Annotated in this window: 13 protein-coding genes; 5 read left to right on the top strand and 8 right to left on the bottom strand. The window is 41.3% G+C overall.

The features are described from left to right. Nucleotides 1–134: 134 nt before the first annotated feature. On the bottom strand, nt 135–1,016 hold the full coding sequence (locus BMZ55_RS10160) for a NifU family protein (RefSeq protein WP_089820242.1): 882 nt from the start codon (nt 1,014–1,016) through the stop codon (nt 135–137). A gap of 163 nt (nt 1,017–1,179) precedes the next feature. On the opposite strand from BMZ55_RS10160, the gene BMZ55_RS10165 reads away from it, so the two are divergent. After that, nucleotides 1,180–1,716, top strand: coding sequence for a gamma carbonic anhydrase family protein (locus BMZ55_RS10165; protein ID WP_089820243.1), 537 nt, complete (start codon nt 1,180–1,182; stop codon nt 1,714–1,716). An 8-nt stretch (nt 1,717–1,724) separates the two neighbouring features. Here BMZ55_RS10165 and BMZ55_RS10170 read toward each other — a convergent pair whose 3' ends face one another. Beyond that, nucleotides 1,725–2,177, bottom strand: a complete 453-nt coding sequence (locus BMZ55_RS10170; protein ID WP_089820244.1) for a hypothetical protein — start codon at nt 2,175–2,177, stop codon at nt 1,725–1,727. Nucleotides 2,178–2,277: 100 nt separating this feature from the next. Here BMZ55_RS10170 and BMZ55_RS10175 point away from each other — a divergent pair, with 100 nt between their 5' ends. Further along, complete coding sequence (locus BMZ55_RS10175) at nt 2,278–4,398, top strand: helix-turn-helix domain-containing protein (RefSeq protein ID WP_089820245.1); 2,121 nt, start codon at nt 2,278–2,280, stop codon at nt 4,396–4,398. Nucleotides 4,399–4,433: 35 nt separating this feature from the next. Here BMZ55_RS10175 and lnt read toward each other — a convergent pair whose 3' ends face one another. The 6 genes from lnt to BMZ55_RS10205 all read right to left on the bottom strand — a co-directional run bounded on the left by lnt (nt 4,434) and on the right by BMZ55_RS10205 (nt 10,093). Further along, nucleotides 4,434–6,095: an apolipoprotein N-acyltransferase gene (lnt, locus tag BMZ55_RS10180; protein WP_089820246.1), complete on the bottom strand. Its 1,662-nt coding sequence runs from the start codon at nt 6,093–6,095 to the stop codon at nt 4,434–4,436. Nucleotides 6,096–6,294: 199 nt separating this feature from the next. Further along, nucleotides 6,295–6,654 (bottom strand): dihydroneopterin aldolase, encoded by a 360-nt coding sequence (folB, locus tag BMZ55_RS10185; protein WP_089820247.1) that lies wholly within the window; start codon nt 6,652–6,654, stop codon nt 6,295–6,297. A 222-nt stretch (nt 6,655–6,876) separates the two neighbouring features. After that, nucleotides 6,877–7,896 (bottom strand): quinolinate synthase NadA, encoded by a 1,020-nt coding sequence (nadA, locus tag BMZ55_RS10190; RefSeq protein WP_089820248.1) that lies wholly within the window; start codon nt 7,894–7,896, stop codon nt 6,877–6,879. 5 nt (nt 7,897–7,901) lie between these two features. Continuing rightward, on the bottom strand, nt 7,902–8,621 hold the full coding sequence (locus tag BMZ55_RS10195; protein ID WP_089820249.1) for a Rossmann-fold NAD(P)-binding domain-containing protein: 720 nt from the start codon (nt 8,619–8,621) through the stop codon (nt 7,902–7,904). Next, nucleotides 8,618–9,184 (bottom strand): guanylate kinase, encoded by a 567-nt coding sequence (gene gmk, locus BMZ55_RS10200; RefSeq protein WP_089820250.1) that lies wholly within the window; start codon nt 9,182–9,184, stop codon nt 8,618–8,620. Before gmk ends, BMZ55_RS10195 begins: the two co-directional genes overlap by 4 nt. Nucleotides 9,185–9,235: 51 nt before the next feature. Then, nucleotides 9,236–10,093, bottom strand: a complete 858-nt coding sequence (locus BMZ55_RS10205) for a YicC/YloC family endoribonuclease (RefSeq protein ID WP_089820251.1) — start codon at nt 10,091–10,093, stop codon at nt 9,236–9,238. A 129-nt stretch (nt 10,094–10,222) separates the two neighbouring features. Here BMZ55_RS10205 and BMZ55_RS10210 point away from each other — a divergent pair, with 129 nt between their 5' ends. The 3 genes from BMZ55_RS10210 (at nt 10,223) to BMZ55_RS10220 (ending at nt 13,380) form a co-directional block, all read left to right on the top strand. Next, nucleotides 10,223–11,269, top strand: a complete 1,047-nt coding sequence (locus BMZ55_RS10210; protein WP_089820252.1) for a PASTA domain-containing protein — start codon at nt 10,223–10,225, stop codon at nt 11,267–11,269. A gap of 65 nt (nt 11,270–11,334) precedes the next feature. Next, nucleotides 11,335–12,390 carry an RluA family pseudouridine synthase gene (locus tag BMZ55_RS10215; RefSeq protein WP_394332649.1) on the top strand — a complete coding sequence of 352 codons (1,056 nt, stop codon included), beginning with the start codon at nt 11,335–11,337 and terminating at the stop codon, nt 12,388–12,390. Between the two features lie 45 nt (nt 12,391–12,435). Further along, nucleotides 12,436–13,380, top strand: coding sequence for a PorP/SprF family type IX secretion system membrane protein (locus BMZ55_RS10220; RefSeq protein WP_089820349.1), 945 nt, complete (start codon nt 12,436–12,438; stop codon nt 13,378–13,380). The last annotated feature ends 29 nt before the right edge of the window (nt 13,381–13,409 follow it).

Below are 13,409 nucleotides of genomic sequence, written 5' to 3' on the forward strand. Positions count from 1 at the left end.
GTCATTTATAAAAAGAGCTCCGTTCAAGTCGGGGCGCAGCACTCGTATTATATAAAAATTACCGGCTTTTTTGGCAAATTTTTCAATTTTCCACTATCAACTTAATCACTAATTACTGACCACTGACAACTATCTTACCCATTCACCGCTTCTACTTTCTCCACCAGTTCGGGTACAAATTGTTTCAGAAGATTTTCAATTCCGCCTTTCAGCGTCGCGGTAGAACTTGGGCAACCGGAACAGGCGCCCTGCAAAAGCATTTTTGCGGTTTTGGTTTCCGCGTCATATTCCATTAATGAAATTTTCCCGCCGTCACCTGCCACTGCGGGTGCTACGTATTCGTCTAAAATATCAGAAATTTTCTGTTCCGTTTCCGTGTATTCGCGCTTGGCAACCGTTGCTACCGCCGGACTTTCATGTTTCTGCGCCGCAGTGTTGGAAACTTTTCCACCATTTTGCAGATAATTTGCTACAAAATCGCGCACTTTTACCATCACTTCGTGCCATTCAACCGAAACATTTTTGGTCACCGCCACAAAATTGTCGGAAATAAAAACTTCTCTGGCAAAGTCGAATTCACCAAAAATAGCTTGCGCCAAAGGCACATCATCAGCTTCTAGTGGCGATTTTACTTCGATAAAACCATCCAGCAAAGCTTTGCTGGAAACGAATTTCATCACCATGGGATTTGGCGTCATTTCCGCATAAACAATATATTCCTCCGAGTTTTTTTGCTGATAAATGCGTGGATTTGCCTGAAGTTCATCTTCAATGATGTGCTGCAAAGGTTCTGCAACATTTTCCCAGTCAACGCCGTCCTGTTTTGCCACCGCGATGAAATTTGCCGTAATAAAAATGCGTTCCACGAAAGGATATTTAAAAAGCTCGCGCGCTAAAGGTATTTCTGTAAAGTCTGAATCGCGGTCGAGTTCCAAAGATCCCGGAATCAGGTTGTAGTCTGCTACAAACTTCATCACTTTTGGATTCTCGGTCGGTTCTATAATAATTGGTCTCATTTAATTTTCTTAAATTTGAGTACAAAAATAGGGATTTAGAACTTAGAAGCCGGTGGTTGAAATTAGATTTTATCAATTCGACATATATTTCTAAAATTCTAAAAATACTCTGTTTGAAACCAAATTATCATATTAACACATTTTCAAATTCCCAAATTGAATTATGGCAATTGTAAAAGAACTTTTAGGAAAAAAACCGGTAATCGGTGCTGATACTTTTTTAGCGGAAACCGCAACCATAATCGGCGACGTCACCATGGGAACGGAATGCAGCATTTGGTATAACGCCGTGGTGCGCGGCGATGTGCATTACATCAAAATGGGTGATAAGGTAAATGTTCAGGACAACGTGATGTTGCACTGCACTTATGAAAAATTCCCGCTGAATATCGGCAATAATGTTTCCATTGGTCATAACGCTATTGTTCACGGCTGCACCATTCATGACAATGTGCTGGTCGGTATGGGCGCCATTGTGATGGATGATTGCTTGGTTGAAAGCAATTCCATTGTTGGTGCCGGTTCTGTGGTAACGCAGGGAACGCACATCAAATCCGGCGAAGTCTGGGCGGGTGCGCCAGCAAGAAAAATCAAAGATATTTCCGCGGAACTTTTGGAAGGCGAGGTGAACCGCATTGCAAACAATTACGTGAAATATTCTTCCTGGTATAAAGACCCGGAAAAATATCCTGCTATTTAGGCAATTTTTTACTGAACAACTTCAACATCGCTTTTTACCAAAACGGCTTTGCCGTTTTCGCACTGAATTCCCGCTGGTGGCGGTACCATGGCGCAATCTGACATCAACTGATATTTTTTATTGAAGGCATCCTGCTGTGCCGTAAATTCCTTGATTTTTGCAAGGATTTCGTCTTCCATTTTTATTGGATAAGCAATATAAGAACTCGGTCCGCCACACGGTTTTGCGCCAATTGGTGAAGAGCGCCATTCTGCTGCATCCGTACAAATTTCGCTTCCCGCCAAAGAATCAATTTCTTTAACCAAAACCGCCAATCTTTCGCGATCCAGCTGCTGGCTGTAATTGTTTTCTGGTTTCAGCGCGATATCTTTTGGCAAAGTTTCCGGCGCTTTATCACCTTTTTTTGCTTTACACGAAAAAAGCGTAAAAACGACAAGCGGAATATAAATCAGGTGTTTCATGGTTTTCAGTTGGTGTGAAAAACAAAAATAGCAATTTTCAGTTAAACTAAAGCGCGGTTTTTGCTTCGGAGAGTCGGGGCAATTTGCTTAAATTTGGCACATGAATGAATCGCTGTTTAATTTAGCCGAACATACGAACCGTAGTATTTTTCTCACCGGAAAAGCCGGAACCGGAAAAACCACTTTCCTGAATGATTTTGTTAAAAAAACCAAGAAAAAACATATCGTAGTTGCGCCTACGGGAATCGCGGCGATCAATGCGGGCGGTGTCACCATTCATTCCATGTTCGGGCTGCCGCTGCGAACGTTTATTCCCACAACGGACCGAATTGACAGCAATCTAGGCAATAATATTGCCGATTTGATGCAGCACTTTAAATATCGCAAAGACAAACTGAAATTGCTGCGCGAAATAGAAATCATTATCATCGATGAAGTTTCCATGTTACGCGCTGATGTGCTTGATATGATGGATTTTTCCCTGCGTTTTGTACGACGGAATCAGCAAAAATTCGGCGGTGTTCAGATGCTTTTTATCGGAGATTTGTACCAGCTACCGCCCGTGGTTCGCGATGAACATTTTCTAGGTCAGTATTATAAATCACCCTTTTTCTTTGAGAGTTATGCCTTGAAGGAAATGCCGTTGATTACCATCGAATTAACCACGGTTTACCGACAAAAAGACGAAAAATTTCTCGATATTTTAAATGATATCCGCGATGGCGAAGTGGGTGATATTGATTTTGAAACTCTGAATTCCAGATATTTACCTGATTTTGAACCAACCGACGAACCTTATGTTTACCTGACTTCGCACAACCGAATGGCAGACGAAATCAACCAGAAAAAACTGCAAGAACTGAAAGGGAAACCGTATTTCTATTCCGCGGAAATTACCGGAAATTTCAATGAAAACCAATATCCGAATGAAGAAGAACTTCAGCTGAAAGTCGGCGCACAGGTCATGTTTATTCGAAATGATGCCAGCGCAGATAAAAAATATTTCAACGGTAAACTCGCGGAAATCATGAGCTTGGACGACAAGGAAATCACCGTTCTCATTGATGGTGATGATGAAGTTTTCACCTTAAAAAAGGAAACCTGGGAGCAAAAAAAGTACGGTTTGGACGCCCAAAAAAATATCACTGAAGATGTGTTGGGGAGTTTTCAGCAGTATCCGATTCGGCTCGCTTGGGCGGTGACCATTCACAAATCTCAAGGTTTAACTTTCGACAGGTTGATTATCGATGCCGGAAAATCTTTTGCTTCCGGTCAGGTTTATGTTGCGTTGTCGCGCTGTCGTACGCTGGAAGGCATTGTTTTAAAATCGAAAATCACACCGAACGTTATTTTTGCAGACCGTCGTGTTTCCCAATTTCAGGATGAAACCAACGCAAATGGGAAAGTGGAAGAAATTCTGCAGGCCGAAAAATACGATTACAGCATAAAAAAAGTCATACGAAGTTTGGATTGTACCTGGTTTCGGCATTCTTTTGAAACCTGGTATCAGTCCACGAAAACCAGCAAATCCCTCGACAAAAATAAGGCGACTTATCTCTACCAAACGTTAAAACCAAAAATTGAAAATTTCGCGGCGGTTTATCAGAAATTTGAGAAAATTATGGTTCAGAAGAACCAAAAATTTATTCTGGGTGAAGAAGACTGGGCAGAAATTGAAATTAAAGCAAAAGGTGCCGTAAATTTCTTTTTTACGAAAGTGAATCTGGAAGTTTTTCAGCCACTTTTGGACTTCTATTCTGAAAATAAAGGCACAAAAGGTTTGAAACAGTACAACGAAGATTTCCGCGTTTTTCTGGATGATCTGGAGGATTATCTGAATGATATGAAAAAAGTTCACCTTCTGGAAAAACCGCTTTTCAATACCGAAAATAACGTAGCTATTTCCACAAAAGTTGCGAAAATTCCGTCGCATATTTTAACCTTTCAGCTTTTCGAAAGTGGTAAAACCATTCCGGAAGTTGCGAAGGAACGCGGCCTGGTTCCGGAAACCATTTATGGGCATTTAGCGAAATTTGCGGAGCAGGGTTTGCTGGATATATCCCGGATTTTTGCCAAAGAAAAAATTCAAACTTTCGAAGAAGAATTCAAAAAAAACCAATTCGAATCGCTGAACGAATGGAAAAAAGCCTTGCCGAACGATTTCGAATTTAATGAAATACGTTTGCTGCTGAATCACTTTTTACACAAAAGTGGTCAGTAGTCAGTAAATCAGTAGTCAGTAATCAGTCGAATTTTTTACCGTTTTATCACGATTTTTTTCATTGGTTCCTGCGGCTTTTTGTTCTGGAACTTTTTAATCAAATTGTAAAAAACCAGAAAACCAAAGACAAAAATGCAGATTCTTGAAAGCAAATCACCGGCTCGCGTGTAGAAAGTCTGATGTTCGTACAGATTTATTTTCGCAAAAAGCGTCGTTTTATCGCCATAAAAAGTATCAGCCACCACATCGCCTCTCGCATTGATGTGCGCTGAAATTCCACTGTTTGCCGCGCGGGCAATTTCCAGCCGCGTTTCGATGGCGCGCATCCTGGAATACGCCATAAGCTGCTTGTGGCCCTGCGTTTCGCCCCACCATGAATCGTTCGTCATAATGGAGAGAAAATTCGCGCCTTTTTTCACATAATCAGTTACGAATTCGCCGTAGATGCTTTCGTAGCAAATGATTGGCGCTAATTTCCCTTCATTAAAAGGGTTTGAAAATGCTATTCTTTCAGCATCAACGCCCAAAGATGCAGTAGTTCCGCCCAAATCAAGCATTGCGTTTCCCAAAAGCGGCTTTAAAACATTGATGTACGGGAAAATTTCCACGCCGGGAACGAGTTTTCCTTTGTGGTAAACCTCGACTTTTTGGTTCGGAAGAATTTGAACCGCCGAATTATAACTGTCTACAAAAATTCCCTGCGAAGTTTGGTAGGCGGTATTTGATTTCTGATTTGCGTCAGGATAAAAACGGTGCGAAGAAATGCCCGTCGCGAAAACGGATTCTGGATGGCTGCTTAAAAAATCTTTGACTTTATTTAAAAGTTCGCTGTCTTCAAATCCGGTTTCGGAAATGGAACCAGATCCCGGAATTGAGGTTTCCGGACCGATATAATAATCGATTTTTCCGGTGGAATTTTCTTCGGCTAAAGTGAGTAAATCATTTAAAATCGTAAGACTGTCTTTGGAATATTTTTCGGTATACGGATTCAACTCCGGCTGCAACATCAGCACATTTACCGAACCGGTGGATTTTAAATCGAAATTCTGGTATTTAACGCTTGAAATAAGCATAGGCAATAAAATTCCGGCTGCGAGAATAGAACCGTTTAAAACCAAAGATTTGCGTTTTCTGCCGGCTTCCCAAATTCTCAAAGTATAAAATGCGTAAACATTGACGAGCAAAATCCAGAAACTGCCGCCGGTGGCGCCCAAAGTATCGTACCACTGAATAATTTTTGGGTAAGCGGCGAAGACATTTCCTAAATTCAGCCACGGCCATGTAAGTTCCCAGCTTAGATGAATTTTCTCAAAAACCATCCAAATCGCCACGAAAAAAACCAAACCGAAGTAAGTTCCCTGCGCGTTTTTGTACCAATGGTAACATTGAAAAATAAAAGCATAAAACAAAGAATTCAGCACCACGGGAACAACAACTGCGAATAAAGAATTTGAACCATCCGGGTTTTTAGCGCCGTAAAGCCAACCTGTGGTGACGATATTCCAAATAATAAAAGCAAGATAGGAAAGCCCGAAAATGGTGAGACTTTTTTTCCTGATATTTGAAAACTTTGAAATGTCATGCTCCAGAATCAGAAGCGGAACGAGCGCAATAAAAATGAAAAACGGGATGCCATAAGTAGGCCAGGAAATGCTCAGCAAAACGGCTGAGAGTAAAGAAAGGATAATATATTTCATTGGTATTTTACGAATTGTATTTGGTTTTCAAAGTTAAGATTACTTCGCGGGAAAACCTTAAAATTGAAGCAAATAAAAATCCGAAAAAAATGCTCGTGACGCAAGCAAAAAATAAAAAAAAGCGGTTATTTCCGCTTTTTATTTTTAATTTCTAAAATTTATAAAATGAAAAAATTACCGGTTTTAGCGGCAAATTTTTTTAAAATTCATTTTCAATTTCTACGCTGACGCCTTTCATTTCGCCTTTCATGGGTGGATTGGTTTTGGTGATTTTGATTTTGAGGAATTTTACCCGCGGAAATTTCAGTTTGATGTTTTTTAAAATTCGACCCGCGACATGTTCCATCAGTTTTGAATTGATTTTCATTTCCTGATGAATGATATCATTGATTTCAGCATAATTAATGGTGTCCGCCAAATCATCAGTGCCGACGGCTTTCCAAAGATCGGCGTGAACTTCAACATTCAAAATGTAATAGGTCCCGAGAATGGTTTCTTCGGGTAAAACGCCATGATACGCGAAAATTTTCAGGTCTTCGATAAATATTTTTGAAGTCATTTACAAACATTTAAAAAATTAAAAAATTGCCTGATTTAACGTCTTATTTTTCATCTCCATCCTTCAACCTATGCGTTAGCACGCAATAGTGATGGAAGTGGAAATCCCGGACCCCGAATATTCGGGGGAGGAATTGCAACGGACAGCCCGGCTTTTTTTTGCGAAGAGCAAAGAAAGGCAAAAAAGATTGCCCAAAAAATTTGCCCTTTTAAGCCCGAATTTTTATTTGATGGTGGTGGAAAGTTCCAGCATTTTTTCGATGGGCTTCAATGCTTTGAGGCGAAGTTCTTCGTCCATCGTAATTTCCGGAAGTTCATATTTCATGCATAAATAAAGCTTTTCAAGCGTGTTTCTCTTCATGTAAAAACATTCGGAGCAGTTGCAGGATTCGTCGAAAACCAGCGCGGGCATGAGTTTTTTGTGTGGCGCGCGTTTTTTCATTTCGTGTAAAATGCCTTCTTCGGTGGCGACGATAAATTCCTGTGCATCATCTTTTTCCACGAAATTCAACAGTGCGGAAGTGGAACCGACGAAATGTGCGAGATCCAGCACGGCGCTTTCGCTTTCCGGGTGCGCGATGAGTTTTGCGTGTGGGTTTTCAGCGAGCTGCTGCGCGATTCTTTCCATGGAAAAAGCTTCGTGCACGATGCAGGTGCCGTCCCACAAAATCATGTCGCGGCCGGTTTTTTTCATGAGAAATCTACCGAGATTTTTATCCGGCGCAAAAATAATCGGTCGATCCGTGGGTAAAGAACGGATGATGGTCTCTGCATTGGAACTCGTCACGATAATATCAGATTCTGCTTTGGTTTCCGCGTTGCAGTTGATGTAAGTCGCGATCAGTGCGTTGGGATGTTTCGCGCGCATTGCACGTAAACCTTCGCCGCTGCAGCCATCTGCAAGCGAACAACCGGCTTGCGTGTCGGGAAGAACTACTTTTTTAGTTGGATTTAATATTTTCGCGGCTTCTGCCATAAAGTGTACGCCACAAAAAGCGATCATATCTGCATCGGTATCTTTTGCGGCACGCGCGAGCTGCAGGGAATCGCCAAGATAATCTGCAATATCCTGAATCGCCGGCGGCTGGTAATAATGTGCCAGAATAACGGCGTTTTTTTCTTTTTTAAGGTCCAGAATCGCCTGCACCAAATCGTCGCCTTGCGGAATGATGAGGTCATCAATTTTCAGAAATCCGCGAACGGGAAGATTGGCTTTGGCTTTATTTAAATTTTCGGTGCTCATGGTATTTAAAAATTTTTCGGATTTGGATGAATAAATTGATAGTTGAAATCGCGGATTAATTTTTCCGAGGAAATTATTCGCTGCTTCTCGGTGGTTTTTTTGGTTTTTTCCGGATCTAAGATTTCGGCGATTGTTGGATGTTCCGGCGCGACCAAATTATAGGTTTCACTTTTTCTTTCGGTATTAATGAAAAGCTCCACCACCGCCAAAATATCTTCGTAATGAATATAATTTGAGGCTTTGTCCGGGTTTTCAGGTTCGCGGTTTTTATAGATGTTTTTCAGGGAGCGGTCTGCGCCCATTAAACCACCCAAACGCAAAATATTGGTCTGTGGATATTGATTTCTGACCAAAGTTTCCGCTGCGCTGATGTCTGTCCGTAAATTTCCGGTGTTTTCTTCGGTGAAAACTTCTTTTTCCTGCGGATAAATCCCAGTGGAGCTGAAAAGTAAAGTTTTCGGGAATTGAGTTTCGAGTGTTTGAAAACCTTCAAACCAGGAATTGCGGGAAATCGGCATGCTGAAAATGGCCATATCAACGGAATCCAAAACGCTGAAATCCGGATTTTGTGCAAAATTTAACAAATGAACTTCACTCGCGACTTTTTGCAAAGGCAAAATTTTGTCCGCCGAAGTAGTGGTGGCGATGAGGTGGTAATTTTTTTTAGTCAGATAGTCTGCCAGTTTACTGCCAACCCAACCTGCACCTATTATTGCTATTCTCATGAGTTCAGAAAATTTTGCAGCAGTTGCTCTACTTTATGTTTTGCGACTTCCAGTTGGTCGTTTACTACAATTTCATCGAAGTCGTCTTTGAAGGAAATTTCTTCCGTCGCTTTTTCCACACGCATTTTTATGGTTTCCATATCGTCGGTTCCGCGCGCGATTAAGCGAAGTTCCAGATCTGCAACCGACGGCGGCATGATGAAAACGGAAAGTGCTTTTTCGCCGAAATATTTTTTTAATGAAATTCCGCCTTGCACATCCACATCGAAAATTACGGTTTTTCCTTCAGCCCAAATTCTTTCAACTTCGGATTTTAAAGTTCCGTAAAATTTATCGGTATAAACTTCTTCAAATTCCACAAAAGCATTTTCACCGATTTTCCGGCGGAAAACTTCGGTGGTGATAAAATGATAATCGATGCCGTTTTCTTCAGTTCCTCTTGCAGCGCGCGTTGTACACGAAATGGAAAAGGCGAGCTCCGGAAAGCGCGAAAGGCAATGTTTAACCAAAGTTGTTTTTCCACTGCCGGAAGGTGCTGAAAATATGATTACTTTTTCTTTCAAACGGTATTTTTTAATTAAAATCTATTTTATGTAAAACGAAAAAAAATGCCTTTAAAGCACGTTTAAAGTTTGTTCTTTTACTTTTTCCAGGTCGTCTTTCATCATGACGACAAGTTTCTGAATTTCCGCGTGGCTGGCTTTAGAACCAAGTGTATTGATTTCGCGCCCGATTTCCTGAGAAATAAAACCGAGTTTCTTCCCGTTGAAATTTTCCTGCTGCATCACTTCCTTATAATATTTAAGGTGTTGCGCAAGACGCACTTTTTCTTCGGCGATATCCAGTTTTTCGGTGTAATACGCCATTTCCTGGTAAAAACGCGTTTCATCAAGCTGGTCAAATTCGCTGAGCGATTTGCGGTAACGTTCTTTTACCCCTTCCATCCGGATTCCTTCATACGGTTCCACCTGCGAGAGATAAGTTTCTATATTATCAATATTTCGCGTGAGCTCGTCCTGTAAAATTTTACCCTCTGTTTGGCGGAATTTTCCGAAATTTTCCAAAGCTTCTTCTACAAGCTTCACAAGGAAATTCCATTCTTCTTCGGTTAAGTCTTCGGATTTTGATGCGATTGCATCGGGCATGCGGATCGCCATTTTCAGATATTCAAATTCTGGCCCGTCTGCGGCTATTTTTTTCAGTTCTGCCATGTAAGATTTTACCAAAGTTTCGTTCACTGTGGTTTCAGAAACTTCACTCAGCGATTCTACGTTGACGTAGCAATCTACTTTTCCGCGCTGTACCCGGTCGTTCAATAATTTGCGGAGTTCGTATTCTTTTTCTTTGTATCGAAACGGAATTTTTATGTTGAGGTCAAATGATTTGCTGTTCAGCGATTTCAAGTCTACGGTAATCTTTTTACCTTCGAAAACGCCTTCACTTCGGCCAAAGCCGGTCATTGATAAAATCATGGAAATACTTTATTAGACAAAGATAATTATTTCCAACCGTCTGCGCTTAGTAAGCGTCCTGAAAACTTTCCGCAGTTACGGAAAAGATTATTTTATATATTTGCACTTATTAAATAAAGACTCAAAAATATGCTAAAATCGCTTTTCCATTGGAAAGTTCTGGTTAATTTGCTGGTAGCGGCAGCAGTTTTCGTAGGATTGGTTTGGCTTACTTTCCGGTGGTTGGAAGTTCATACCAATCATGGCAAAGAAATTCCGGTGCCGAACGTGATGAACCGTTCTGTGCACGAAGCGATTAAAATTTTGGACGATTCTGGTTTGGAATATGAAGTAGACAGCTTTAAATATGACCCAAAATACCGACCTTTTCAAGTTTTGCAGATTTATCCTTCCGCGGGTTCGCGTGTAAAAGACGGCAGAACCATTGTACTGAAAGTAAACCCAAGAACTTACGCGCAGGTTTCCGTGCCGGATGTTCTAGACCGTTATAAAGGCCTAGCTTTCCGACAGTTAGAGCAGGTTGGCTTGAAGGTTGGCGATACGATTTATGAACCGAGTATTCAGCGTGATGCGGTTTTACGACTTTTATACAATGGAAATTCCATTAAACCTGGCGCTTTGCTGCCGCGATTTTCTTCGGTTGACTTGGTTATTGGCGCAGGTCCGCAGCGAAATATTACCATTCCAAATGTAGTTGGACTGACGGTGCAGGAAGCGAAAGCGATTATTAAACAAAATCTTTTCGAAGTTGGTCTTGTAGAATATGAAGATGGCGTGGGTGATGAATCTGATATTGTGTATTTCCAGGATCCGGCGCCGGGAGATGTGCGTGACCAGGGAATGCAGATGGATATCTGGGCGAGTAAAAAAACTCCGGCTGAAATGGGCAGAAAAATTTCGGAACTCACATCGATGTACCGAATTAAAATCGATATGAATGCACCGGTTTATATCGACGAGGGAGCAGATTATATTCCGCCGGCACCACAAAGACGTGAACCGTCACAGGAGGTTCCAAGACCAACAATCCCGGCGGAAACAGCTCCGAAAGTGGAGACGCCAAAAACAACTACGGAGACAAAACCGAAAACAACAGACCCTAAAACTACCACGCCAAAATCTATGGTACCAAAAACCGAAGAAAAAGCGAAAGCCAAAAAAGTCGTGGTGGAGTAATAAAAATTCCTTAAAAAATTCTAAAGCTTCAACTAAATGTTGGAGCTTTATCTTTATAATTAATGATGATAGACGAGAACGAAAATTTTTCAGATGAAGAGCTGATTGGTCCGGAAACCGAAACGGAAGCCGAAGGACTTTTTGAACATCTTTCGCTGAAAGTAGACAAAGGTCAGGCGCCTTTAAGAATCGATAAATATTTGCAGATTTTCCGGCAAAATTCTTCGCGAAATAAAATTTCGCAGACTTGCCGCGCGGGAAATGTCGTGGTGAACGGAACTGCAGTGAAGCAGAATTATAAAGTAAAGCCCGGCGACGAAATTTCGGTTCTTTTAACACATCCGCCGCGGCAAAATCTTATTATTCCACAGGATATTCCCATTAATATCGTTTACGAAGATGACGATTTGGTGGTGGTTGACAAAGATCCGGGAATGGTGGTTCACCCGGGACACGGGAATTATGACGGAACTTTGGTGAATGCGTTAGCTTTCCATTTTGAAAAAAACGGACTGAAATCGGATTTAGATCGGGTAGGACTGGTTCACCGAATCGATAAAGATACGTCCGGACTTTTGGTCATCGCGAAAAACGAATATGCTTTAAGTTTTCTGGCGAAACAGTTTTTTGACCGAACAACAAAAAGACTTTATTGGGCTTTTGTCTGGGGAAATCTGGAAGAAGATTCAGAAACGATTACCGGAAATATTGGGCGCCACCTGAAAAACCGGATGCAGATGGCGGTTTTCGAAGACGGAAGTTTAGGTAAGCACGCTGTAACGCACTATAAGGTTTTGGAGCGTTTCCGCTATATGACCTGGGTGGAATGTAAGCTTGAAACCGGGCGTACGCACCAAATCCGTGCACATTTTAAGCATATTGGTCATACATTGTTTAATGACGAACGGTATGAAGGACACCAGATCTTAAAGGGAATAAATCTGCCGAAATACAAGCAGTTCATCAAAAATGTTTTTGAAGTTCTGCCACGTCACGCGCTGCACGCGCATACCTTAGGGTTTATTCACCCAACCACAAAAAAAGAAATGTATTTCGAAAGTCCCATGCCTAAAGACATGGAAGACGCTTTACAAAAATGGCGCAAATATTTAGAATCCTAAGTCACCAAACTTTTTTTATATTTGATGAAAATTCAGCCTTTTAGCATGAAAAAATTTGGTTTTTTATTTTTCACCCTCGTTTTTTTCGCGACCGGAAAAAGCCAGGAAACCCTGCCGTATTATCAGCAATATTTGTTAGACGGGGATTTTCTATTTAATCCGGCACTTTACGGAAAGACTGATGATGTGGTTTTGAATTTAAATTACCAAAAACAGTTTTCAAATTTCGAGCAATCGCCAAACGTACAGTCCATCGGGCTTAATGCCAACGTTTTCGATCGTGTGGGAGCGGGTTTGTCATTTTTTAAGGATCAAAACGGTCCAATTTCTTCAACCGGCATTTCTGCAGGTGCGTCGTATTTTATTCCGTTGGATGATGATGGCGAACGTGCAAACCAGTTCTCTTTCGGTACCAATGTCAATTTTTATAATATGAATTTTGACTTGAGTATGCTGAATCCAGCCGATCCTGGAGATCCACTCTTAACCGCGGATTCCATTTTTCTGATTTATGCTAATCTCGGACTTGCCGTAACTTACCACAATTTTTTCGGTGGAGTTTCCATCAACGATATTGCTTTGAGCAACGATATTCCGATTGTCAACGGAATCGAGCCGGAACCAACGAAATATTTATTAAACGCGGGTTACGATTATTACTTAAGCGACGGTTTTTATATCAGTCCTTCGGTTTTGCTTAATTTAAATACCAATTCTTCGCGCTTTGTGGACATCAATTTGATGGCGACCGCGCAATCCGATGAAAATTCATTTTCCGCCGGAGCAAGTTTCCGCAGCGGACTGAATAAATTCGGTAACCAAACTTTAGCCCTTTCACCGGTGGTTAAAGCCACCGTAAACCGTTTCTTTTTCGGTGCGAGCTATAATTTTGGTATGTCGGACATTCAGCAATATGCGGGCAGCAGTTTTATGATCAGCATCGGTTATAAATTCGATAATTTTATCAATACCAGAGGTTATCGTTATTAAAAATTTGCCGCTATTCGGGCATTTTTTTT

Source organism: Kaistella treverensis, from assembly GCF_900114045.1.
GTDB lineage: Bacteria > Bacteroidota > Bacteroidia > Flavobacteriales > Weeksellaceae > Kaistella > Kaistella treverensis.

Coding starts and splice junctions, on each gene's coding strand:
- nadA (WP_089820248.1), bottom strand. CDS start 7,896: ATGAGCACCGAAAATTTAAATAAAGCCAAAGCCAATCTTCCCGTTCGC.
- BMZ55_RS10195 (WP_089820249.1), bottom strand. CDS start 8,621: ATGAGAATAGCAATAATAGGTGCAGGTTGGGTTGGCAGTAAACTGGCA.
- lnt (WP_089820246.1), bottom strand. CDS start 6,095: ATGAAATATATTATCCTTTCTTTACTCTCAGCCGTTTTGCTGAGCATT.
- BMZ55_RS10175 (WP_089820245.1), top strand. CDS start 2,278: ATGAATGAATCGCTGTTTAATTTAGCCGAACATACGAACCGTAGTATT.
- BMZ55_RS10160 (WP_089820242.1), bottom strand. CDS start 1,016: ATGAGACCAATTATTATAGAACCGACCGAGAATCCAAAAGTGATGAAG.
- BMZ55_RS10215 (WP_394332649.1), top strand. CDS start 11,335: ATGATAGACGAGAACGAAAATTTTTCAGATGAAGAGCTGATTGGTCCG.
- BMZ55_RS10220 (WP_089820349.1), top strand. CDS start 12,436: ATGAAAAAATTTGGTTTTTTATTTTTCACCCTCGTTTTTTTCGCGACC.
- BMZ55_RS10205 (WP_089820251.1), bottom strand. CDS start 10,093: ATGATTTTATCAATGACCGGCTTTGGCCGAAGTGAAGGCGTTTTCGAA.
- folB (WP_089820247.1), bottom strand. CDS start 6,654: ATGACTTCAAAAATATTTATCGAAGACCTGAAAATTTTCGCGTATCAT.
- BMZ55_RS10165 (WP_089820243.1), top strand. CDS start 1,180: ATGGCAATTGTAAAAGAACTTTTAGGAAAAAAACCGGTAATCGGTGCT.
- BMZ55_RS10210 (WP_089820252.1), top strand. CDS start 10,223: ATGCTAAAATCGCTTTTCCATTGGAAAGTTCTGGTTAATTTGCTGGTA.
- BMZ55_RS10170 (WP_089820244.1), bottom strand. CDS start 2,177: ATGAAACACCTGATTTATATTCCGCTTGTCGTTTTTACGCTTTTTTCG.